The organism is Pseudomonas sp. Kh14 (assembly GCF_900291005.1).
GTDB lineage: Bacteria > Pseudomonadota > Gammaproteobacteria > Pseudomonadales > Pseudomonadaceae > Aquipseudomonas > Aquipseudomonas alloputida.
In genome coordinates this window covers 703,396-725,526 of record NZ_OLKJ01000038.1, presented here as the reverse complement: position 1 = coordinate 725,526, position 22,131 = coordinate 703,396, and the positions used below count along the sequence as shown (strand labels likewise).

18 protein-coding genes are annotated in these 22,131 nt (G+C 63.0%); 9 read left to right on the top strand and 9 right to left on the bottom strand.

Annotated elements, in window-relative coordinates; genetic code table 11:
- Positions 1-7: 7 nt before the first annotated feature.
- Both FQ668_RS25715 and FQ668_RS25710 read right to left on the bottom strand, forming a co-directional pair.
- Positions 8-1,402, bottom strand: coding sequence for a VOC family protein (locus FQ668_RS25715; RefSeq protein WP_019436536.1), 1,395 nt, complete (start codon positions 1,400-1,402; stop codon positions 8-10).
- A gap of 203 nt (positions 1,403-1,605) precedes the next feature.
- Positions 1,606-2,496 (bottom strand): LysR family transcriptional regulator, encoded by an 891-nt coding sequence (locus tag FQ668_RS25710; RefSeq protein ID WP_019436537.1) that lies wholly within the window; start codon positions 2,494-2,496, stop codon positions 1,606-1,608.
- 135 nt (positions 2,497-2,631) lie between these two features.
- Between FQ668_RS25710 and FQ668_RS25705 the strand changes: the two genes are divergently transcribed.
- Together FQ668_RS25705 and FQ668_RS25700 are read left to right on the top strand one after the other, a co-directional pair.
- Positions 2,632-4,122, top strand: coding sequence for an aldehyde dehydrogenase family protein (locus tag FQ668_RS25705; RefSeq protein WP_003253547.1), 1,491 nt, complete (start codon positions 2,632-2,634; stop codon positions 4,120-4,122).
- Between the two features lie 157 nt (positions 4,123-4,279).
- Positions 4,280-5,566: an FAD-binding oxidoreductase gene (locus FQ668_RS25700; RefSeq protein WP_019437042.1), complete on the top strand. Its 1,287-nt coding sequence runs from the start codon at positions 4,280-4,282 to the stop codon at positions 5,564-5,566.
- Positions 5,567-5,674: 108 nt separating this feature from the next.
- Here the strand turns inward: FQ668_RS25700 and FQ668_RS25695 are convergent, their stop codons facing one another.
- On the bottom strand, positions 5,675-7,102 hold the full coding sequence (locus tag FQ668_RS25695) for a mechanosensitive ion channel family protein (protein WP_019437041.1): 1,428 nt from the start codon (positions 7,100-7,102) through the stop codon (positions 5,675-5,677).
- 321 nt (positions 7,103-7,423) lie between these two features.
- On the opposite strand from FQ668_RS25695, the gene ycaC (FQ668_RS25690) reads away from it, so the two are divergent.
- From ycaC (FQ668_RS25690) to FQ668_RS25675, 4 genes are all read left to right on the top strand, one after another.
- A complete protein-coding gene (gene ycaC, locus FQ668_RS25690) occupies positions 7,424-8,053 on the top strand; it encodes an isochorismate family cysteine hydrolase YcaC (RefSeq protein ID WP_014592832.1) in 630 nt (209 codons plus the stop codon).
- A gap of 117 nt (positions 8,054-8,170) precedes the next feature.
- Positions 8,171-8,479, top strand: coding sequence for a hypothetical protein (locus FQ668_RS25685; protein ID WP_014592831.1), 309 nt, complete (start codon positions 8,171-8,173; stop codon positions 8,477-8,479).
- A 40-nt stretch (positions 8,480-8,519) separates the two neighbouring features.
- Positions 8,520-9,338 carry an alpha/beta fold hydrolase gene (locus tag FQ668_RS25680; protein WP_053867756.1) on the top strand — a complete coding sequence of 273 codons (819 nt, stop codon included), beginning with the start codon at positions 8,520-8,522 and terminating at the stop codon, positions 9,336-9,338.
- Between the two features lie 340 nt (positions 9,339-9,678).
- A complete protein-coding gene (locus FQ668_RS25675) occupies positions 9,679-11,520 on the top strand; it encodes an amidohydrolase (protein WP_041167113.1) in 1,842 nt (613 codons plus the stop codon).
- Positions 11,521-11,688: 168 nt separating this feature from the next.
- Here the strand turns inward: FQ668_RS25675 and FQ668_RS25670 are convergent, their stop codons facing one another.
- The 3 genes from FQ668_RS25670 to FQ668_RS25660 form a co-directional block, all read right to left on the bottom strand.
- A complete protein-coding gene (locus FQ668_RS25670) occupies positions 11,689-13,287 on the bottom strand; it encodes an MFS transporter (RefSeq protein ID WP_014592829.1) in 1,599 nt (532 codons plus the stop codon).
- Between the two features lies 1 nt (position 13,288).
- Positions 13,289-14,551 (bottom strand): OprD family porin, encoded by a 1,263-nt coding sequence (locus tag FQ668_RS25665; RefSeq protein ID WP_053867757.1) that lies wholly within the window; start codon positions 14,549-14,551, stop codon positions 13,289-13,291.
- Between the two features lie 207 nt (positions 14,552-14,758).
- Positions 14,759-15,670, bottom strand: a complete 912-nt coding sequence (locus FQ668_RS25660) for a LysR substrate-binding domain-containing protein (protein ID WP_010955764.1) — start codon at positions 15,668-15,670, stop codon at positions 14,759-14,761.
- Positions 15,671-15,900: 230 nt separating this feature from the next.
- On the opposite strand from FQ668_RS25660, the gene ycaC (FQ668_RS25655) reads away from it, so the two are divergent.
- A complete protein-coding gene (ycaC, locus tag FQ668_RS25655) occupies positions 15,901-16,530 on the top strand; it encodes an isochorismate family cysteine hydrolase YcaC (RefSeq protein WP_014592827.1) in 630 nt (209 codons plus the stop codon).
- Between the two features lie 348 nt (positions 16,531-16,878).
- On the opposite strand, the gene FQ668_RS25650 is transcribed toward ycaC (FQ668_RS25655), so the two are convergent.
- From FQ668_RS25650 to FQ668_RS25630, 3 genes are all read right to left on the bottom strand, one after another.
- Complete coding sequence (locus FQ668_RS25650) at positions 16,879-17,172, bottom strand: hypothetical protein (protein WP_019437354.1); 294 nt, start codon at positions 17,170-17,172, stop codon at positions 16,879-16,881.
- A 692-nt stretch (positions 17,173-17,864) separates the two neighbouring features.
- Positions 17,865-19,652, bottom strand: coding sequence for a monovalent cation:proton antiporter-2 (CPA2) family protein (locus tag FQ668_RS25635; protein ID WP_014592825.1), 1,788 nt, complete (start codon positions 19,650-19,652; stop codon positions 17,865-17,867).
- A gap of 198 nt (positions 19,653-19,850) precedes the next feature.
- The gene (locus FQ668_RS25630; RefSeq protein WP_014592824.1) at positions 19,851-20,837 is read right to left on the bottom strand and encodes a GlxA family transcriptional regulator; all 987 of its coding nucleotides are present in this window, start codon (positions 20,835-20,837) and stop codon (positions 19,851-19,853) included.
- A gap of 180 nt (positions 20,838-21,017) precedes the next feature.
- Between FQ668_RS25630 and FQ668_RS25625 the strand changes: the two genes are divergently transcribed.
- Both FQ668_RS25625 and ycaC (FQ668_RS25620) read left to right on the top strand, forming a co-directional pair.
- Positions 21,018-21,380, top strand: coding sequence for an AraC family transcriptional regulator (locus FQ668_RS25625; protein ID WP_012054076.1), 363 nt, complete (start codon positions 21,018-21,020; stop codon positions 21,378-21,380).
- A gap of 72 nt (positions 21,381-21,452) precedes the next feature.
- A complete protein-coding gene (gene ycaC, locus FQ668_RS25620) occupies positions 21,453-22,079 on the top strand; it encodes an isochorismate family cysteine hydrolase YcaC (RefSeq protein WP_003253573.1) in 627 nt (208 codons plus the stop codon).
- The last annotated feature ends 52 nt before the right edge of the window (positions 22,080-22,131 follow it).

The window sequence follows — 22,131 nt, the reverse complement described above, 5'->3', positions numbered from 1 at the left end:
TACAGATTTACATCGAGCCCAGGTTCAATGCCTGTGCACAGGCCTGCAGCGACCGGCGCTCGCTTTGCGCATACAGCGCCAGCTCATCCTGTACCTGCAACCCCAACGCCGCTTCGAACGCTTCGCGGTTGGCGTTGCTGCCGTATTCGGCCTGCGCATCGTCACCCAGGTTGGACTGGAAGATCCCCGCCGCACTCACTGGCAGGAAGTCCTCGTACACCAGCGCCTCGAAGTGCACGTGGCCCGCGTCGATCAAGCCTTGCAGAGTGGTCGGGCGGCCTTCCTGATCGCGTGCGGCCAGGCCTTTCTCGGTGGCGAAGTAGCGGAAATATGCAAGGCCTTGTTCGCGCATCTGCGCCAGGTCATCCGGGAATTCGGCAAAGTTTGCCTGCAGCAGCGCCATGTAACGCTCGGCATTGGCTTCGGCCGGAGCGCCGCCCAGCGCAGCGCGGGTAGCGTCGAGCAACTTGTCGTAAAGCTGGCGACCTTTCGGCGTCAGCGCCGCGCCACGTTGCTCGATTTCGCCAAAGCGCGCGGTGTGGCTGCCTTCGCGGCCTTGCTGGTCGCGGAAGGCGACCGTTTCCTGCAGGGCCTTGAAGCTGGTCTGGCGCAGCAGGATCGGGTGGCGCCGTGTGGGTGGGCCTTCAACCACGGCCTTCGGCGGAATGCCCTTGGCAGGCATGCCGAGCTGGATTGCATCGATATCCAGAGTACGCGGGGTCAGGTGGTTGATGTGCGGGCCCTTGAAGGCCACCACATCGGCGATCAGGCGGTGTTGGTCGTGCAGCTGCTGGTATTGCTCGGCCGTGACGGTAGCGTCCTGGTGCCAGCGGAAGGTGTGCAGCGCTTCCTGCACGAACGTCTCTGCATCCGCGGCGTCAAGGCCACCCTCGCGCTCACACTGGGCGATCAGTTCGAGGGCACGGGATGTGAAGATCTGGCGCTTGGCCAGGATGCCCTGTGCCAGCTCGCGCAACTGCGGGTTGTCGATCAGCTCCAGGCGCAGCAGCGAGGTGAACACACGGAACGGGCTGACATGCAGCGATTGCTCGTGCACCGCGCGGAAGGCAGTGGAATGCACCGGTACGCCAGCGGAGCTGAGGTCATAGTAGCCGACCGGCTGCATGCCCATGACGGCGAACAGGCGGGCGATGGTGGCCAGTTCTTCGGCGGTGCCGACGCGGATGGCGCCGTGACGTTCCTGGTCCAGGCGCTCGATTTCGCCGGTCCAGCGCAGGGCCTCGGCCACTTCGGGTTGCTGGGCCATCACCTGCTGGTTGATTTCGCTCACCAGCTCCAGCAGCGTGCCGTACAGCGGCACTTCCTGTTTGTACATGAGCGACATGGCGGCAGAGAACTGCGCGCGGATGCTGTCTGGGCTGACGAAATCGTTGGCGGGCATCGCTAGCTTCCTGGTTGGGTTCGGACGCTTACATGAAAGCTGGGAATGCACTTTGCTCACAAGCGAAAAAAAGTGAGTGTGTCATTCCTTTTTTGATCGACCTCGACGGCCCTTTCGCAGCTAAAGCCGCTCCTACAGGGACCGTGCAAGGTTGGGGGCTTGCGCAGGGCCCCGTAGGAGCGGCTTTAGCCGCGAAGAGGCCCTCAAGCCTGGAGCTGTTCGTGGATCCACTCCACCAGCGCCCGCACCTTGGGCACCTCCGCCGCATGCTCGGCATACGCCAGGTAATGCGCCCCGGCACTGCGCATCGCATGGTTCCACGGCACCACCAGGCTACCGTCGGCCAGTTCCTTCGCCGCCAGGTAGCGCGGCACCAGCGCTACCCCGCACCCGGCCTGTGCTGCGCTCAACGCCATATAGAACGTATCGAAGCGCGGCCCGTGGTAGGCGCTGACGCTCTGCAGGTCCTGCTCCAGGAACCACTCATGCCAGGCCTCCGGCCGCGAGGTGCTTTGCAGCAGCACCAGTTCGGCCAGCTCCTCGGCACCGGCCAGCTTGCGCCCGGCCAGCAGCTCTGGCGCACACACCGGCACCACCTCTTCGCGGAACAACTCCACGCAAGTGGCCCCCGGCCAAGTGCCCTGGCCATAGAAGAACACCACATCAGCCGAGCCTTGCAGCAGGGCGAACGGCTCCATCTCGTTGCGAATGTCCAGGTGGATATTGCCGTGCCGTTTGCCAAAACCTTTCAGATGCGGGATCAACCAGCGCACGCCAAAACTCGGTTGAGTGGCTACTTTCAGTATCTCGGTCTGTTCGCCGTAGGTGAGCACATAGCGGCTGGACATATCCACCTGGGTGAGGATCTTGTTGACCTCCGCCAGGTACAGGCTGCCGGCCGGGGTCAGCTGCAAGCGCCGGCGGATGCGCAGGAACAGGTGGTGGCGCAGCATGTCTTCCAGCTGCGCCACCTGCTTGCTGACCGCGCTCTGGGTCAGGTGCAGTTCTTCGGCGGCACGGGTAAAACTCAGATGGCGGGCTGCAGCTTCAAAGCACTGCAGGGCGGTCATGGAGGGTACCAGGCGTTTTGACATAGCGGTCTCTGCGGCTCAAATCATTACCTGACGGAATGATATGCGGAATAAAGGTCGTTTGTTGTACCTATGTGATCGGATTAATACTGATCCACATCATTTTTCCACCCCATCACCGATGTAGGAGATGCACAAATGGTTGCTGGATTGCTCGAGCGCCTTGGCGTTGCCGCCGAGGCTTACACCCAGGGCGACTACCCTGTTCACACGCCGATCGACGGCAGCCAGATCGCCTCGGTGAAACTGCTCGGCAAGGCCGAGACCATCGCCCGCATCGATCAGGCCCAGAGCGCCTTCGAAGCCTGGCGCAGTGTGCCGGCTCCGCGCCGTGGCGAACTGGTGCGCCTGTTCGGCGAAGTGCTGCGTGAGCACAAGGCCGACCTCGGCGAGCTGGTCTCGATCGAGGCCGGCAAGATCACCCAGGAAGGCCTGGGTGAAGTGCAGGAAATGATCGATATCTGCGACTTCGCCGTTGGCCTGTCGCGCCAGCTGTACGGCCTGACCATCGCTTCCGAGCGCCCGGGCCACCACATGCGTGAAACCTGGCACCCGCTGGGTGTGGTCGGCGTGATCAGCGCCTTCAACTTCCCGGTTGCCGTGTGGGCCTGGAACACCGCCCTGGCCCTGGTGGCCGGCAACTCGGTGGTATGGAAACCGTCCGAGAAGACTCCGCTGACCGCCCTGGCCTGCCAGGCGCTGTTCGAAAAAGCCCTGAAAGCCTTCGGCGATGCTCCGGCTGGCTTGGCACAACTGGTGATCGGCGGCCGTGAAGCTGGCGAAGCCATGGTCGACGACCCGCGCGTACCGCTGGTCAGCGCCACCGGCAGCACCCGCATGGGTCGCGAAGTCGGCCCACGCGTTGCTGCCCGCTTCGGCCGCAGCATCCTGGAACTGGGCGGCAACAACGCCATGATCCTGGCCCCGAGCGCCGACCTGGACCTGGCCGTGCGCGGCATCCTGTTCTCGGCTGTCGGCACTGCCGGCCAGCGTTGCACCACCCTGCGCCGCCTGATCGTGCATCGTTCGATCAAGGACGAAGTGGTTGCCCGCGTCAAAGCCGCCTACGGCAAAGTGCGTATCGGCGACCCACGTAAAGACAACCTGGTCGGCCCGCTGATCGACAAGCAGTCGTTCGACGCCATGCAGGGTGCACTGGCCAAGGCCCGCGACGAAGGTGGTCAGGTATTTGGTGGCGAGCGTCAGCTGGCCGACCAGTACCCGAACGCCTACTACGTTTCGCCAGCCATTGCTGAAATGCCGGCTCAAAGTGACGTGGTGCGCCACGAAACCTTCGCACCGATCCTGTACGTGCTGGCCTACGACGACTTCGAGGAGGCCCTGCGCCTGAACAACGAAGTGCCACAAGGCCTGTCGTCGTGCATTTTCACCACCGACATCCGTGAAGCCGAGCGCTTCCAGAGCGCCTCGGGCAGCGACTGCGGCATCGCCAACGTCAACATCGGTACCAGCGGCGCCGAGATTGGCGGTGCGTTTGGCGGCGAGAAGGAAACCGGCGGTGGCCGTGAGTCGGGCTCGGATGCCTGGAAAGGCTACATGCGTCGCCAGACCAACACCGTGAACTACTCGCGCGAGCTGCCGCTGGCGCAGGGTATCGTGTTCGACTGATGTATTGATGCTGCATGGCCGGGGGCCTGGCCCCCGGTTCGCGGGTAGACCCGCTCCTACAGGGTTCGTCCAAGCGACACCGACCCCTGTAGGAGCGGGTCTACCCGCGAAAGGGCCGCCCTGCGGCCCCAACAAGAACAAATTGCTGGAGCCGGCCATGTCCGAACTGCGTCAACAATGCTTGTGGGAACACGTCAGCAAACCGACCGTCGCCGCCCAGGCCCTGGCCGGTGAGCACAAGGCCGATGTCTGTGTGATCGGCGGCGGCATTACCGGCCTGTCGGCGGCCATCCACCTGCTCGAACAGGGCAAGTCGGTGATCGTGCTGGAGGCCTGGAAGATCGGCCACGGTGGCTCCGGGCGCAACGTCGGCCTGGTTAACGCCGGTACCTGGATCCGCCCCGACGACGTCGAGGCCACCCTTGGCCAGAAGCAAGGCAGCCGCCTGAACAAGGTGCTTGGCGAAGCCCCGGCTGAAGTGTTCGCCATGATCGAGCGCCTTGGCATCGACTGCCAGGCCCAGCACAAAGGCACGCTGCACATGGCGCACAACGCCACCGGTATCGCCGACCTCGAAGCGCGTCACGAACAATGGCGCCGCCGAGGTGCCGACGTCGAGCTGCTGACCGGTGCCCAGTGCCAGGAATACTGCGGTACCGACAAGATTTCCGCTGCGCTGCTTGATCGCCGTGCCGGCACCATCAACCCCATGGGCTACACCCAGGGCCTGGCGGCTGCCGTGGCGCGCCTGGGCGGCAAGATTTTCCAGCAGTCTTCGGTCGAAGGCCTGGAGCGTGAAGGTGATGGCTGGCGGGTGAAGACTGCGCGTGGCGCTGTGCGCGCCGAAAAAGTGGTGATTTCCACCGGCGCCTACACCGAAGGCGACTGGAGCAACCTGCAGAAGCAGTTCTTCCGCGGCTATTACTATCAGGTAGCCTCCAAGCCGCTGCAGGGCACCGCAGCCGACAAGGTGCTGCCACATGGACAAGGTTCGTGGGACACCCGCACCGTGCTCAGCAGCATCCGCCGTGATGATCAGGGCCGCCTGCTGCTCGGCAGCCTGGGCCGGGTCGACAACAAGCCAGCCTGGTTCGTGCGCAGCTGGGCCGATCGCATCCAGAGCCACTATTACCCGGAGCTGGGCAAGGTCGAGTGGGAAATGCACTGGACTGGCTGCATCGACTTCACGCCTGACCACCTGATGCGCCTGTTCGAGCCGGCGCCTGGGTTGGTGGCGGTGACCGGGTACAACGGGCGCGGTAATACCACCGGCACCGTGATCGGGCGTGCGTTTGCCGAGTTCCTGCTCAAGGGCGAGGCGGACAGCCTGCCGATTCCGTTTTCGCCGATGAGCGGTGTGAGCGCGCCTTCGCTGCGGACGGCGTTCTATGAGTCCGGGTTCTCGCTGTACCACGCGGGGCAGTGCCTGAGGGTTGTGTTGTAAGTACTGGCCTCTTCGCGGGTAAACCCGCTCCTACAAATTGTTCACCGCCTGAGAGGGCTGTGGTGAACCTGTAGGAGCGGGTTTACCCGCGAAGAGGCCAGCACAGGCTTACTTGTGCAGCCAGCTGAGGAAGCCACCTTTCTTGATCAGGGCCGGCTTCTGCAACAACAACGACTCCCGGCTCTGCCGCCGGAACCGCTGCAATTTGCTCAACGCCGTCTGCACTTCGCCACGCTGCTGCAAACAGCTCTTCACCTGTTCCTTGTCGATCCGGTACAGCACGCAACTGGTCAGCGTGCGGAATTCGGCCAGCGAATCTTCGTCGTCGATGATCCCCTCGATCCCCAGCACCTCACCCGGCCCCATGCGCCCGGCTTCCAACAGTTTGTCTCCGTCGCGCACCGAGGCCGATACCACACCGCTGCCAATCACCAGCAGATGATCGGAATGCTCGCCCACCCCCAGGATCACCTGGTCCGCCAGGTACTCGACTGCAGTCATGCGCTGGCTCAACGCATCGCGCTCTTCGTCACTTAGCGAGCGGAACACTCGAACCTCATCCAGCACCTCGCGCTGGCGGCTGCGCGGCGGTACGGCCAGGTCGACGTTCCACATCACCCCGCTGGCCTCCAGGTGCCGGTGCGCCAGGTCGAACAGCTGGTTGCGTGCATCGCCCTTGACGCCCGCATCGGCCACGAAGCCGCTGGCCTCGTACTCCACCGACTCCAGTGTCGAGGCCTTTACCGTCACCTTCGGCTTCGGGGTTGCAAGGATGGCACTGACGCCCTGCAAGGCTTTTTCCAGCGCATCGAACACGCGCTTGGGTCGCACCTTGGCCGGGACCACCACGCTGATCGATACCCCGTGCACATCGGCCGGGCGACTGTGGTTGAGCAGCCGCGCCTTGGCCGCTACCGAGTTGGGGATCACCGCCAGGCTGCCGGTACCGGTCAGCAGGCGCGTGGCGCGCCAGTCGATATCAAGGACCTTGCCTTCGGTGCCGTCGATGGAGATTGAGTCGCCAATCTGATAGGGCCGCGTGGTGTTCAGCACGATGCCGCTGAAGACATCAGCCAGTGTGCTCTGCAGCGCCAGGCCGATGACGATGGCCATTACCCCGGAGGTGGCCAGCAGGCCCTTCACCGGCAGTTGCAGCACATAACCTGCGGCCGCGACCACGGCGGCGAGGAAGATCAACGCCCCCAGCACATCCTGCAGCAAGCGCCCGCCATGGCTGCCACGGGCCACCAGCAACAGGCCGAATACCACGGTTACCGTGCGCGCACCGAACAGCCACCAGCCGATGGCCAATACCGTGGCCATCAGGTTGCGCGAGACATCGTCGGGCCACGGCGGTGGTTGCAGCGGGCTCATGCCGGCGGCCATCAGCACTGAGCTGAACAGCAGGAAGATCACCAGGCGCGCGCTGATGCGCCAGGCATGACGCTGAATGGGGATCAGTTGCCAAAGCACGAGGTCGAGCAGGATCAGGGCGCAACCGAGCAACAACGGGGACGACTGGATGAACGCCAGCATGGTGGTCTCGGGGGTGAGGGGAGGGCTGTGGGTAGTAATAGAGCAGGTTTGCCGGGCAGGCAATGCAAGCCTGTGCTGGCCCCTTCGCGGGCTTGCCCGCTCCCACAGGTAAAGCGCTGATTTTGAATCTTGTGCGATCCCTGTGAGAGCGGGCGAGTCCGCGAAGAGGCCAGCAAAACCAACGCCAACCTATCGTTCCTAAAACAGAACGCTAAAGCCAAAAACCGCTATCTACCGCTCCAAAGGTGATGGTTTTAATCTTCTCCCATCAACGCGAAACACCCAACTTACTGAACATCAAAACCCTTAGGAGCTACCCCCATGACCAACTTCAAATACAACCGCCTGAACAAAGACGACGCCGCCGTACTGCTGGTCGATCACCAGGCTGGCCTGCTGTCCCTGGTCCGCGACATCGAGCCGGACGCGTTCAAGAACAACGTGCTGGCCCTGGCCGACCTGGCCAAGTTCTTCAACCTGCCGACCATCCTCACCACCAGCTTCGAGCAAGGCCCCAACGGCCCACTGGTGCCAGAACTGAAAGCCCTGTTCCCGGACGCCCCGTACATTGCCCGCCCTGGCCAGATCAACGCCTGGGACAACGAAGACTTCGTCAAGGCCGTGAAGGCCACTGGCAAGAAGCAACTGATCATCGCCGGCGTTGTGACTGAAGTGTGCGTAGCTTTCCCGGCCCTGTCTGCCTTGGAAGAAGAGTTCGACGTGTTCGTGGTCACTGATGCCTCCGGTACCTTCAACGCCATGACCCGCGACGCCGCCCACGACCGCATGAGCCAGGCGGGTGCGCAATTGATGACCTGGTTCGGCGTGGCCTGCGAGCTGCACCGCGACTGGCGCAACGACATCGAAGGCCTGGCCGCGCTGTGCTCCAACCACATCCCGGACTACCGCAACCTGATGACCAGCTACAACGCCTTCAACGCCAACAAGTAAGCCCAATCGCCGCGGGCACCGCCAATCGGTGCCCGCCCAGGGCAGCACACCTATCCAATCCAGCGCCCGTCCGCCGTTGCACAGTGGATGCGGGCAAGCTCATCCCAAGGAACGCCGATGAACACCGCACTCCATGACAACCGCGAAGTGGTGACCGTATGCCTGCAACACAAGGTGCTTGATGGCTCGCCGGGCACCCCGGCAGCGCAACCGCCGCGCTGGAAGCAGGCACTGCTGACCTACCTGGTGATCTGCCCGATGACCATGGTCATCCCGCAACTGCTGGCGCCGCTGTTTGCGCGCTTTCCGCAGCTGGGCGGCGTGATCACCGGCAACCTGATCGTCAACCTGTTCGTCATCCTGCCCGTGGTGTTCTACATCATGCCTTGGGTAACCCACCGCTGCGCCAACTGGCTGCGCGGCTGAGCCGACGCCTTCATCTCGACACTTTCAAGGAGATACCGCTATGAGCACGTTCGTTACCCGCGATGGCACTTCGATCTATTTCAAGGACTGGGGCAGCGGCAAGCCCGTGCTGTTCAGCCACGGCTGGCCGCTGGATGCCGACATGTGGGATTCGCAGATGGAGTTCCTGGCCAGCCGCGGTTACCGCGCCATCGCCTTCGATCGCCGGGGTTTCGGCCGCTCGAGCCAGCCGTGGAACGGTTACGACTACAACACCTTCGCCGATGACATTGCCCAGCTGATCGAGCACCTCGACCTGCGCGACGTCACCCTGGTGGGCTTCTCGATGGGGGGCGGTGATGTCAGCCGCTACATCGCCCGCCACGGCAGCGAGCGGGTGGCCGGGCTGGTGTTGCTGGGCGCGGTGACGCCAGTGTTCGGCAAGCGGGACGATAATCCTGACGGTGTCGACCTGTCGGTGTTCGAGGGCATCCGGGCCGGCCTGCGTGCCGACCGCGCGCAGTTCATCGCCGATTTCGCCACGCCGTTCTACGGCCTGAACCATGGGCAGCAGGTGTCCCAGGGTGTGCAGACGCAGACTTTGAACATTGCGCTGATGGCGTCGATCAAGGGCACCCTGGATTGTGTAACGGCCTTCTCGGAGACCGATTTCCGTCCCGACATGGCCAAGGTCGATGTGCCGACATTGGTGATCCATGGCGATGACGACCAGATCGTACCGTTCGAGACCACCGGCAAGCAGGCCGCGGAGCTGATTCGCGGCGCCGAGCTGAAGGTGTATGCCGGGGCGCCGCACGGGTTTGCAGTGACTCATGCGCAGCAGCTGAATGAGGACTTGCTGGCGTTCCTTCAGCGGTAATTGTGGGAAACATTCGCGGGTGAACCCGCTCCTACAGACGTTGTAGGAGCGGGTTTACCCGCGAAGAGGCCGGCCCAGGCAGCAAAAAGCTTAACCAGGGCTAACCTTCTTCAACCCACCGCACATCCATCCAAGCCCAGGCCTTGCATCAACCGGCATGCTTCGCAGTCCCCCTGCCGGCCCCTAGTCGGAGAAGCCCATGTCCCAGGATCGCAACGACAAGACCCGTCGCCAGTTCCTCGCCACCAGCACTGTGCTCGGTGCCGCTGGCGCGCTCTGGTCCGCATTACCTTTTACCGGCCATGCCGGTTCCGCTCACGCATCCACGCAAGGAGGTTCCATGACCGCCGACCTGATTCTGTTCAACGGCAAACTGCACACCGTTGACCGCGAGAAGCCCACCGCGACCGCCGTCGCCATCAAGGACGGCCGCTTCATCGCCGTGGGCAGTGACGCCGAGGCCATGGCCCACAAGGGTGCCGTCTCGCAGATCATCGACCTCAAGCAGCGCACGGTGATCCCGGGCCTCAATGACTCGCACCTGCACCTGATCCGTGGCGGTCTGAACTACAACCTCGAGCTGCGTTGGGAAGGGGTGCCGTCAGTGGCCGATGCCCTGCGCATGCTCAAGGACCAGGCTGCGCGCACGCCTACCCCGCAGTGGGTGCGCGTGGTCGGTGGCTGGAACGAGTTCCAGTTCGCCGAAAAGCGCATGCCCACCCTTGAAGAAATCAACCAGGCCGCACCCGACACCCCGGTGTTCCTGCTGCACCTGTACGACCGCGCGCTGCTCAACCGCGCTGCGCTCAAGGCCGTCGGCTACACCAAGGACACGCCGAACCCGCCGGGTGGCGAGATCCAGCGCGACAAGTTCGGTAACCCGACCGGCATGCTGATCGCCCGCCCGAACGCGATGATCCTCTACGCCACGCTGGCCAAGGGGCCTAAGTTGCCGCTGGAGTATCAGGTCAACTCCACTCGCCAGTTCATGCGTGAGCTCAACCGGCTGGGCCTGACCAGCGCCATCGACGCCGGTGGCGGCTACCAGAACTTCCCTGACGACTACTCCGTGATTCAGGAGCTGGCCGACAACAATCAGCTGACCGTACGCATCGCCTACAACCTGTTCACCCAGAAGCCCAAGGAAGAACTGGACGACTTCAAGAAGTGGACCTCCAGCGTCAAGCTGCACAGCGGTACCGACTTCTTGCGCCACAATGGCGCTGGCGAAATGCTGGTGTTCTCTGCCGCCGACTTCGAGGACTTCCTCGAGCCGCGCCCGGACCTGCCGCAGACCATGGAAGAAGAATTGGAGCCGGTGGTGCGCCACCTGGTCGAGCAGCGCTGGCCATTCCGCCTGCACGCCACCTATAACGAATCGATCACGCGCATGCTCGACGTGTTCGAGAAGGTCAACCGCGACATCCCATTCAACGGCCTGCCCTGGTTCTTCGACCACGCCGAAACCATCACCCCGCAGAATATCGAACGCGTGCGTGCGCTGGGCGGTGGTATTGCCATCCAGGACCGCATGGCCTTCCAGGGTGAGTACTTCGTCGACCGCTACGGCGCCAAGGCCGCCGAGCAGACCCCGCCGATCAAACGCATGCTCGAGATGGGCGTGCCGGTGGGCGCGGGTACCGATGCCACTCGGGTGTCCAGCTACAACCCATGGACCTCACTGTACTGGCTGGTCAGCGGCAAGACGGTCGGTGGCATGGAGCTGTACCCGGAAGGCCTGAGCCGTGACACCGCGCTGCAACTGTTCACCCAGGGCAGCGCCTGGTTCTCCAGCGAGCAAGGCAAGAAGGGCCAGATCAAGGTGGGCCAGCTGGCTGACCTGGCAGCGTTGTCGCTCGACTTCTTCAGTGTCGATGAAGAGGCGATCAAGGGTATCGAGTCGGTGCTGACCATCGTTGATGGCAAGGTGGTGTACGGTGCTGGCGAGTTCGACAAGCTTGGCCCTCCGCAGGTGCCGGTGTTGCCAGAGTGGTCGCCGGTGACCAAGGTGCCTGGGCACTGGCGCGTTGGTACGCCATCGTTGGCAGCCGCTGTGCACCAGTGCTCGGGGCCGTGCGGGGTGCATGCACACAGCCACGACAAGGCGCGTAAGTCGAGTGTTCCGGTCAATGACTTCCAGGGCTTCTGGGGTGCGCTGGGCTGTTCGTGCTTCGCTTTCTAAGGTGAGCTGATGTGAAGAACGGGGGCCAATAACTGGCCCCTTTTTTGTGTTTTCAGTGCCGGCCCTTTCGCGGGTAAACCCGCTCCTACGGGGGGCTTTGTGGTCCTTTCGCGGGTAAACCCGCTCCTACGGGCGGGTTTACCCGCGAAAGGGCCGCAAAGGCCAGCATCAATGGTGAGCCTTATGCTCCCCGCCAGCCAACAAATGCCGAATCCGCACTTCAACCCCATCAGTCTGCAGCATCCTGACCCGCGCCTCGATCTTCAGTTCACCACGGGTCACCCGGTGGTGATGCCGCAGATGCTCCAGCCACGATTCCTCGAAGAAGAACTCCAGCCACAACGCCGGATCAGCACTGTCCCGCATCAACCCCCACGACAATGCGCCATTGCGCTTGCGCATCGCTTCCAGCTCCCGTGCCGCTTGCTGGAAGGCCTCGGCCTTGGTGGGGGCGATGTGGTACTCGACGGTGACCATCACCGGTCCGACTTCCTTGTCCATGTCATCGCTCAATACCGGCACCGGCCAATGCAGCGACGGCGTCAGCTCCTCTGCCTCGGTTTCCGGCAGCGCCACCTTGCAGGTCAGCAAGGTACCCAGCGCCAGGCCGCCTGCGGCCACCAGCAGGCTGAAGGTGAGCGTTGCATGGCTGGCCAGCGTGCCCCACAGCAGGCCGCCACAGGCCATGGCACCGAAGAAAATCAGAATGTATACCGACAAAGCCCGCGCCCTTACCCAGGCTGGCACCGAAGTCTGCGCAGCCACTTGCAGGTTGGACAGCACCGCGATCCACGCCGCGCCGCTGAGCAGCATCGCGGGCAGCAGCGCATAAAAGTTGCGCACCAGCGCCAGGGCCAGCAGGAACAGGGCATACAGCAGGCTGGCCAGTAACACCAGGCGGTCACGGCTGATGCGCTCACGCAGACGCGGCAGCAAGGTGGCACCCGCCACTGCGCCAATACCGATGGCCGCCAGCAGCAGGCCGAAGTCAGCTGCAGTGCCGTGCATCTCGCCACGCACGATCAGTGGCAGCAGCGAAGTGCCGGCGCTGGCGCAGAAAAAGAACGCCAACGCGCGCAGCATCACGGCCTGCAAAGGCTTGGCGCTGCGGGCAAAGCGCAGCCCAGTGCGCATGGCGCCAACGAAGCGTTCGGCCGGCAGCAGTGGTTCCTTCACCTCACGCTTCCACAGGTACAACACCAGGATCACACCCGCGAACGAGATGGCATTCAGAGCAAAGGTCAGCCACGGGCCGACCATGCTCACCACCACCCCCGCCAGTGCCGGGCCGATGGCCCGTGACACGTTGATGCCGACACTGGAAAGCGCCACCGCGTTGGCCAGGTCCTCCTTGCCCACCAGTTCCGGTGTCAGTGCGCTCCACGCCGGCATCATCAGCGCTGTACCAATGCCCAGTGCCAGGGTCAGCACCAGCAACAAGGTGACGTTCATCATCCCGAGCAAGGTCAGGGCCGCCAGCACAACCGCTACGCAAGACATCCACAGTTGCACCAGCAACAGGTAGCGGCGTTTGTCGACGATGTCCGCCGCTGCGCCGGCCGGCAGGGCCAGGAAGAACATCGGCAGCGAGCCGGCTACCTGGATCAACGCCACGTGCAGCGGGCTGGCCGACAGCGTGGTCATCAGCCAGCCGGCGCCTACCTCGTGCATCCAGGTGCCGATGTTGGAGGCGATGGTGGCGATCCACAGCATGCGGAAGGTGGTGTTACGCAACGGGCTCCAGGCACCTGAAGGGGATGTGCTCATGTCAGAAGCTGCCTTTGAGTGGGTATTCGATGATCAGGTAGATGCGGTCGATATCATCGCCCGCCTGGGCCTGGTTGGCGCGGTGACTGACGTGGGAGAGCGACAGGCTCAGGTCCCTGGCAGCCCCCGACTGCACCACGTATTTCAGGTCGATGTCGCGCTCCCAGTGCTTGCCGCCGTCGCCGTACTGGTTCACATAGGCGCCGCCCGCAGGCGCATGGCTGCCGTCGATGCCGCGGCCGCTGACATAGCGGCCCATCAGGCTCAGGCCAGGTGCGCCGAGGGTGGCGAAGTTCAGGTCATAGCGCAGTTGCCACGAGTGCTCGCCAGGGCCGTTGAAGTCGGCGTACTTGATCGCGTTGGCCAGGTAGATGGAGTCGCCGCCGACGAAGTCGAACGGGGTGTCGCCCTCGACCTTCTGGTAGGCCAGGCTCAGCGCCTGGGCGCCGAAGCTGTACTTGGCCAGCAGGCTATAGGCGAGGGTGTCGATCGCCCCGGCGCTGGCGTTGCCGGTGTCGTGGGTTTTGTACAGGTTGCCGTCCAGGCGCCAGTTGCCCTCGGCCAGGTTCAGGTTGAGATAGGTCTGGCGCCAGGTGTTTTCCAGCTGTCCGGCATACAGTGCGGCGCCGAACGGCCCGTTGGGCGCGAAGGTGGCACCGGCCAGGCTGATGGCCCGGTTGTGGGTGGTCGCGCCGTAGCCGCTGAAATCGTCGTGGGTGGAGCTGTTGTCCTGGTTGTTGAAGGCAGTAAAACGCCCGGCCTGCAGGCGCCAGTCGGGCTGGTCGGTGTTTTCCACCCACCAGCCGGTGGCGTATTCCGGGTGCAGGCGTTTGTCTCCGGTGTCGAACACCGGTGTTTCCACCATCATCTCGCCATAGCGCAGTTGGGTGTTGCCTAACTGCATTTTGAGCGCGGCACCGGCGCTGGAGTACTCGGACTCGGCGCGGCCATCGCTGTCGCGTGGCAGCAGGCCGGTGCCGCTATGGCCGCGGCCGCCATCGAGCTTGAGGCCAAGAAAGCCATGTGCATCGATGCCGACGCCGACAGTGCCTTCGGTGAAGCCGGAACGCACCTCGCCGATGAAGCCTTGGGCCCATTCCTGGCGGTAGTTCTGGCCACTGCCGGAGGGCGAGCGGAAGTCACTGTGCAGAAAATAGTTGCGGCTGAGCAGCGACCAGCCGGGCGCTTCGGCGTGGCTCAGCGCCGGCCAGAGGGCGAGGGTGGCGAGCAGGACGCGGCCTGGTCCGTGTGTGGCGCGGATCATGAGGGGCTCCGGGGGATGATCCGGGAGTGTGGAAGAAGAGTAGACCGAAGGTCTTGTAAGGGTGTGCTGGGTGGGTATTTGCATTACCTGTACTGGCCCTTTCGCGGCTAAAGCCGCTCCTACAGGGCCACCACCGGCCCCGAGCCTTGTGCAATACCTGCGGGAGCGGGCATGCCCGCGAAGAGGCCGGCTCAGCCAGCCGGGCACTCACGCCATGTCGCTGATGGCGAACTCCTCAGCCAGATGATCGATCAGCGCTCGCACCGAAGGCAGCAACCCACGTCGCGATGGGAAGATCGCATGCACGATGCCGCAACGCGGGTGCCAGTCCGGAATCAGCTCAACCAGACGTCCCGCCGCCAGGTCCTCACGCACCGCCACCCGCGGCAAGTGTGCGATCCCCACTCCGGCTACCACGAAGTGGCGCAAGGCAAACAGGTCATCAGTCACCATGCGTGGTGTATGCGGGATGACGATGCTGCGGCTGTTGTCTTCACCCTGGAACAGTTCCCACTGGTACTCGCGCTGGGCACTGCCCCAATGCACGCTGGGTAGTGTGCCCAGCAGCTGTGGGTCAAACCCTTTGGGCAGTTGCGCCAGGTATTGAGGCTGGCCGACCAGGCACTGGGTGCTGTTGCTCAGCACCTTCATCACCATGTCAGTGTTCTCCAGTGGCGGAAAGCGCACCCGCAGGGCGATGTCGAAGCCCTCGTGCAACAGGTCGACACGGCGGTTGGTACTTTCGATGAACAGCTCCACCTGCGGGTACTTGAGCATGTAGCGGGTCAGCATCGGCCCGACCCAGGAGTTGAGCAGGGTGGTCGGGCAACTGATGCGCACCAGGCCGCGCGGTTCGCTGCGGTTGCGCTCGATGATTTCCGCCGCGCCCTCGGCCTCCACGCGCATGGCCAGGCAGCGGTTGTAATAGGCCTGGCCGATTTCGGTCAGCGAGCAGTGACGGCTTGTGCGGTTCAACAGCCGCACACCCAGGCGGTCTTCAAGGTCGGCGATTCGCCGGCTGAGCTTCGACTTGGGCATGTCCAGCGCCCGCCCGGCCGGGGCGAAGCCGCCATGTTCGACGACCTGGGTGAAGTAGTAGAGGGAGTTGAGGTCTTCCAATGATCGGTCTCCGGGTATTTGGTTGCCTGTACCGGCCTCTTCGCTTGTAGGAGCGGCTTTAGCCGCGAAGAGGGCCGGCACAGCCCCCTACAAATCCATCGTTCATAAATCAGAACGCTAAAGCCAGATTCTGATAACTACCGCCGCAAAGGTGATGATTTTAATCTGTGCCCATCAACGCGAAACACCCCGGATTGCTGAAAAATTCATAACCCTTAGGAGCACAGACCATGAGCAAATTCACCTACAACCGCCTGAACAAAGACGACGCTGCCGTACTGCTGGTCGACCACCAGGCTGGCCTGCTGTCGCTGGTGCGCGATATCGAGCCGGACAAGTTCAAGAACAACGTGCTGGCGCTGGCTGACCTGGCCAAGTTCTTCAACCTGCCGACCATTCTCACCACCAGCTTCGAGCAAGGCCCCAACGGCCCGCTGGTGCCGGAACTGAAAGCCCTGTTCCCGGACGCGCCGTACATTGCCCGCCCTGGCCAGATCAACGCCTGGGACAACGAGGACTTCGTCAAGGCGGTGAAGGCGACCGGCAAGAAGCAGCTGATCATTGCAGGTGTTGTGACCGAGGTTTGCGTGGCGTTCCCGGCGCTGGCGGCCTTGGAGGAAGAATTTGAGGTGTTCGTGGTGACCGATGCTTCCGGCACCTTCAATGAGATGACCCGTGATGCCGCGCATGACCGCATGAGCCAGGCGGGTGCCCAACTGATGACCTGGTTCGGCGTGGCCTGCGAGCTGCACCGCGACTGGCGCAACGATGTCGAAGGGCTGGCTGCACTTTGCTCCAACCACATTCCGGATTATCGCAATCTGATGACCAGCTATAACGCGCTGACTGCGGGTAAGTAATCAACCATCAGCAACGCGCACAAAGGCCGGCTCTCTCTGTAGGGAGCCGGTTTTTTTGTTGCGCTTTGTTCCAGTCGTTGACCTGTATTGGCGGCATTGTTAGCGTTTCACCCGAGCGCGAAGCCAGTTGTCATTCAGCGGCAGTAACTGGATCAGGAACCCCATCGATGGCTGAATCATCAGTGTAGGGTGAGACCTCCACACCCCGGCTTGAGGTGTGCATATGAATATCGAGCATCTGATGGGCCACTGGAAACAGTGGCCCTTTTCTGTGGTTGGTACTGACACCCGTGTCGACGAGGACTCTGTGGGAGCGGGTTCACCCGCGAAGAGGCCGATACAGGCGACTCAGTTCATGGGCTGTGACTCAATCCCATCCAGCAATGCCTCAACCAACCCTTCTGCCATTTCGAGTGCGTTCAGGTTGCTCCAGAACAGGCTCTTGCCTGTGTCATCCAGATGCTCCAAGGCTTTGTAGCCACAGTCGTAGGCACCGCGCAGGTATTGGGCGACATGCACCAGGGCATCGTGGGCGGAAACGCCGGGGTTTACGGTGAACAATGGGGGATGGCCGGCATCGCAGCGGCTGAAAGAGCGTTGTGTGGTGTTGGGGAGGGGTGGATCGGGGACAATCTTTTTCATAGCCAAACTCCGATAGAGGTTGGCCGGCACCATCCGTTTCCACGCGAAGGGTGGCGGCTGCACGCGGGGTGGAAAGCCGGGCTATCGGAACCCCGGCAGGCCATTCGGCCTCCCGCGTGCAGCTGCCATGACAACTGCCATTCCGATTACCTGCCGGGTTTCCACACCCGATCGCTGAACCGACAGCGACCCGGTCAGCCTAGAGAGCAGGCCTTCCCTGGACAATCAGACGGGCGTCGACACGGTGTGTAGGATAATTCCTTGGGATTGGCGTGAACGTAGGAAATGGTTCGCGGGGAAGTAGGACCCAGCTGAGAATTAGACGATTTTGTGATGGCTTTTGTGTGTTCGCGTAATGGCGGCGAGGTGAACGTCAGGAAATTGCAGGATGGCTTCCAGGTGCCTGGCGATAGTTTTTGGGCGCCCATGAGATCGAGCGCCGCCCGCGCGGCGCTTCGCGGGTAAACCCGCTCCTACGTTTGTTTCTGGCCAGTCCCTCCTGTGCCAGGCGCGCGCGACTGCCTTGTTTGTACGACGCGATATCGAGGCGTGCGCCAGGGGGGCTCGCGTGCGCGTCCCACAGGAATAACTGGCCCGAAACAAACGTAGGAGCGGGTTTACCCGCGAAGCGCCGCGCGGGCGGCGCCCGATCTCACAGGCACTACAACCCTCAAGGCATGCGCCAAAAGGCCTCAGTCCGCATCCGAATCAAACAACCGCTCCAGCTCCACCCGCGCCTCCTTGGCCGTCTGCATCACCTTGGCCCGGTCATCACGCACTTGCCCCTGGGCCTCCAGCACCTCTTCGTCATGCTGGGTAAACCGTGCAATGCGGTCCGCCGCCTGTTCATCGCTCAGGCCCAACCCCACCAGTGCCCGGCGGGTCATTTCCAGGCTGGAGTAGAACGTCTCGCGAATCGGCTCCGCGCCCACATCCGCCAGTTTGTGCACATGCTGGCGGTTGCGCGCCCGGGCCAGCACCTTCAGGTGTGGGTACAGGCGCTTCACCCGTGCGGCGGTATGAATGGCGGCTTCAGGGTCATCAATGGTGATGATGAAATACTCCGCTTCACCCACCTTGGCGGCGTGCAACACCTCCGGGCGCAGCGGGTCGCCGTAGAACACTGGTACCTGTTCGAACATGCGGGTCATCTCGATGGTGTCCACCGAGGTTTCCAGGGCAACGAACGGGATCTTCTGCGCCCGCAGGATGCGCGCGACGATCTGGCCCATGCGGCCCATGCCGACGATCACCACCCGCGGTGTATCCGTCTGGATCTGTTTGTATTGCTCGGGCACTTCACGCGCCGGTTGCGGGCGTTTGAGGGCGCGGGCGCAACCCAGCATCAGCAGCGGGGTGATGGCCATCGACAGGGTAATGGTCATCAGCAGCAGGTCGTAGGTCTGGGTATCGAACAGGCCTTGGTCCTTGCCCAGCTTGAACACCACGAAGGCGAATTCGCCACCGGCCGCCAACACCATGCCCAGGCGCAGGGCGCTGGCGCTGTTCAGGCCACCTACCAAACGGCCGACGCCTATCAGCAACAGCAGTTTCACGGCCACCAGCAACAGGGTCAGGCCCAGCACCACCAGCGGCATTTCCAGTAACAGGTGCAGGTTGGCGCCCATGCCCACGCTGATGAAGAACAGCCCCAACAGCAAGCCCTTGAAGGGTTCGATCTGCGACTCAAGCTCGTGACGGTATTCCGAGTCGGCCAGCAGCAGGCCGGCGAGGAAAGCGCCAAGGGCCATGGAGATACCCGCTTCTTCCATCAGCCAGGCGGTGCCGATCACCACCAGCAGTGCGGTGGCAGTAGACACTTCCGGCAGGCCGGTGCGAGCCACGGTGCGGAACACCGGGCGCAACAGGTAGCGACCGCCGATGATCACCACGGCGATGCTGGCGAATACCTTCAGGCCGTGTTGCAGGCTGTCGCCTTGGCTGGTGTCCGGGCCAGTGGCGGCCAGCAGCGGTACCAAGGCGATCAGCGGAATCGCGGCGATATCCTGGAACAACAGGATGGCGAACGCCAGACGGCCGTGCGGTGCATTGAGCTGCTTGCTCTCGGCCAGGCTCTGCAGGCCAAGGGCGGTGGACGAAAGCGCCAGGCCCAGACCGAGCACGATGGCTGCTGGTAGCGTCTGGCTGAAGCCGAACAGGGCGATGGCGCCGATTACTGCGCCGGTCAGCACCACTTGGGCAGTGCCGACACCAAACACCGACTTGCGCATCAGCCACAAGCGTTTGGGCGACAGTTCCAGCCCGATGATGAACAGCAGCAAGACCACGCCCAGTTCGGAAATGTGCGCCACGCTTTCTGTGTCGCGGATCAGGCCAAGTGCTTGCGGGCCGATGACCACACCGGCGAGCAGGTAGCCGAGCACGGCACCCAGTTGCAGGCGCTTGGCCAGGGGGACGGCGAGGACGGCGGCAAGCAGGAAGATCACCGCGGTTTGTAGAAGGCTGCCTTCGTGTGGCATTGGCTCTTACTCCATGAGCTGCCGGGGCAGCGTTCGAACAGTTTGACGGCCAATTCTGAGGGGTAGGGTGGCGTCAGACAATCATCTCACGGGAAGAAACATTGTCCTGTTCAGGGTGACAATCGGTGCCGGCGCTTACCTGGGCTCAAGGCCTGTGCTATCTCTGTGGGTGCGGGCGCGCCCGCGAAGAAGGCAGCGCTAATCCGACTGTTCACCGCCACCAAACTGTGCCCGATACTGCGCCGGCGTCATGCCAATTCGCTCAAAGAATACCTTGCGCATGTGTCGGTCACTGCCAAACCCGCACTGCGCCGCCACCACCTTCATCGGCAGGTCACCGCATTCGAGCAGCTTGCGTGCACGATCGATGCGCGCATTCTGCAGGTACTGCAGCGGCGTAATGCCCACCTCGCGCAGAAACGTCCGGGCAAAGTTACGCCCGCTCATGGCCACCAGTTCGGCCATTTTCTGCACGGTGAACGCCTGCTCGATGTGATCGACGATATAAGCTTGCACCCGGGCAATCGGCGAGTCATCGCGCGGTACCGCAGCCAGCAGCGGCCCGTAGGGTGTCTGCCCGCCCTGACGGTGGCGGGCAACCAGCAGTACCTTGGCTACTTCCAGGGCCAGCGCCTTGCCATGGTCCTCGGCGACCACCGCCAGTGCCAGGTCGATCCCTGCAGTGATACCGCCCGAGGTGATCAGGCAGCGGTCCATCACGTAAATCTGCTCGGTCTCCACCTTGGCTTCGGGAAACGCCTGTGCCAGGCGCTCCACGTAGTTCCAGTGGGTGGTGCAGCGATAGCCATTCAGTAACCCGGCCCGCCCCAGCAGGAACACCCCGGTGCAGATGGCACCGAAGCGCTTTGCCTGGCGCACGGCCTTGGGCAGCCAGCGCTCGATCCCTGGCAGGGCGATGTCATAGGCCCCAGGGCCGCCCGGCACCAGCAACAGGTCGACGGCCTCCGGCAAGTCTTCCAGGCGCCGGTCGGCCACTACCTTCAGGCCGCATGAGCCGCGTACCACTGCTTGCCCCTCGGCCAAGGTCAGCAGCCGATATTGCCGTGCTGCAGGCAAGAACCGGTTGGCGATGGCGAATGCATCCATGGGACCGGTGACATCCAGCAGTAGCACATCATTGAACAGCACCATGGCCACGGTGCGGTGGGCGGGTTTTTCCTGCATACCTCTTTCGCCTTGAATGCCGGCCGCGGGTAGCGGCCAGAAGCTGAATACGAAACGCATCTTAAGGTATCGGCAAAACGCCCAGGGCCAGCAGCACACAATTAACAACAATTCAGGTTTGGCTCAGGACTTCGTCATGTGCCGGGGGCGAGACTTTCCGTATTGAACAGGAGAGTCGCCATGTACCCTGGGACGCCCGAAGCGCCGCTGCAAACCCCCGGCGCACTCACGCCCGCGCGGCTGCGCCGGGCCAAGGAGCTGATGTTGCATAGCCCGTTGTCGATCATCGAGATCGCCGCGGTATGCAACCTTACCCGCAGCCATTTTTCCCGCGCCTTCAAAGTCAACACCGGCCTTTCGCCGCAGGCCTGGCGCCTGCTGGCGCGCATGGAAAAGGCCAAGCGCTTGCTTGCCACCGAGGCGCCTATCACCCACGTGAGCCTGGAATGCGGCTTTTGTGACCAGGCCCATTTCACCCGCGCTTTCAGCCGCCTGGTCGGCCAGCCACCCAAGGCCTGGCGGCAGGCGCAGGTACTTTCTTAAGCCGAAGCTATCCACCGGTATAACCCCCTGCGGACAGTGCCGGCCCGTTATCCCAACCCAAGGAGTCACCCCATGAGCCAACCCGATTACAAGCGCCTGAACAAAGACGACGCCGTGGTGCTGCTGGTCGACCACCAGACCGGTCTGATCTCGCTGGTGCAGGATTTTTCGCCCAACGAATTCAAGAACAACGTGCTGGCCCTGGGCGACCTGGCCAAGTTCTTTGGCCTGCCGACCATCCTCACCACCAGCTTCGAGCAAGGCCCGAATGGCCCGCTGGTGCCTGAGCTGAAAGAGATGTTCCCGGATGCGCCGTACATTGCCCGTCCCGGCCAGATCAACGCCTGGGACAACGAAGACTTCGTCAAGGCAATCAAGGCCACGGGCCGCAAGCAACTGATCATCGCCGGTGTGGTGACCGATGTGTGCGTGGCCTTCCCGACCCTGTCGGCGCTGGCGGAAGGTTTTGAAGTGTTCGTGGTGACCGATGCCTCGGGCACCTTCAACGAAACCGTGCAGCAAGCAGCTTGGGTACGCATGACCCAGGCGGGTGCACAGATGATGAACTGGTTCTCGGTGGCCTGCGAACTGCACCGCGACTGGCGCAACGACATCGAAGGGCTGGGTAACCTGCTGTCGCAGCGTATCCCCAACTATCGCAACCTGATGAACAGCTACGCAGCGCTGGCCTCCCGTTGATGTAAACCTGAATAGGCCTCTTCGCGGGTAAAACCGCGAAGAGGCCGGCACA

Excerpts from the sequence above, each read along its gene's own strand:
- FQ668_RS25715 (WP_019436536.1), bottom strand. The coding sequence starts at position 1,402 with ATGCCCGCCAACGATTTCGTCAGCCCAGACAGCATCCGCGCGCAGTTC.
- FQ668_RS25710 (WP_019436537.1), bottom strand. The coding sequence starts at position 2,496 with ATGTCAAAACGCCTGGTACCCTCCATGACCGCCCTGCAGTGCTTTGAA.
- FQ668_RS25705 (WP_003253547.1), top strand. The coding sequence starts at position 2,632 with ATGGTTGCTGGATTGCTCGAGCGCCTTGGCGTTGCCGCCGAGGCTTAC.
- FQ668_RS25700 (WP_019437042.1), top strand. The coding sequence starts at position 4,280 with ATGTCCGAACTGCGTCAACAATGCTTGTGGGAACACGTCAGCAAACCG.
- FQ668_RS25695 (WP_019437041.1), bottom strand. The coding sequence starts at position 7,102 with ATGCTGGCGTTCATCCAGTCGTCCCCGTTGTTGCTCGGTTGCGCCCTG.
- ycaC (WP_014592832.1), top strand. The coding sequence starts at position 7,424 with ATGACCAACTTCAAATACAACCGCCTGAACAAAGACGACGCCGCCGTA.
- FQ668_RS25685 (WP_014592831.1), top strand. The coding sequence starts at position 8,171 with ATGAACACCGCACTCCATGACAACCGCGAAGTGGTGACCGTATGCCTG.
- FQ668_RS25680 (WP_053867756.1), top strand. The coding sequence starts at position 8,520 with ATGAGCACGTTCGTTACCCGCGATGGCACTTCGATCTATTTCAAGGAC.
- FQ668_RS25675 (WP_041167113.1), top strand. The coding sequence starts at position 9,679 with ATGACCGCCGACCTGATTCTGTTCAACGGCAAACTGCACACCGTTGAC.
- FQ668_RS25670 (WP_014592829.1), bottom strand. The coding sequence starts at position 13,287 with ATGAGCACATCCCCTTCAGGTGCCTGGAGCCCGTTGCGTAACACCACC.
- FQ668_RS25665 (WP_053867757.1), bottom strand. The coding sequence starts at position 14,551 with ATGATCCGCGCCACACACGGACCAGGCCGCGTCCTGCTCGCCACCCTC.
- ycaC (WP_014592827.1), top strand. The coding sequence starts at position 15,901 with ATGAGCAAATTCACCTACAACCGCCTGAACAAAGACGACGCTGCCGTA.
- FQ668_RS25650 (WP_019437354.1), bottom strand. The coding sequence starts at position 17,172 with ATGAAAAAGATTGTCCCCGATCCACCCCTCCCCAACACCACACAACGC.
- FQ668_RS25635 (WP_014592825.1), bottom strand. The coding sequence starts at position 19,652 with ATGCCACACGAAGGCAGCCTTCTACAAACCGCGGTGATCTTCCTGCTT.
- FQ668_RS25630 (WP_014592824.1), bottom strand. The coding sequence starts at position 20,837 with ATGCAGGAAAAACCCGCCCACCGCACCGTGGCCATGGTGCTGTTCAAT.
- FQ668_RS25625 (WP_012054076.1), top strand. The coding sequence starts at position 21,018 with ATGTACCCTGGGACGCCCGAAGCGCCGCTGCAAACCCCCGGCGCACTC.
- ycaC (WP_003253573.1), top strand. The coding sequence starts at position 21,453 with ATGAGCCAACCCGATTACAAGCGCCTGAACAAAGACGACGCCGTGGTG.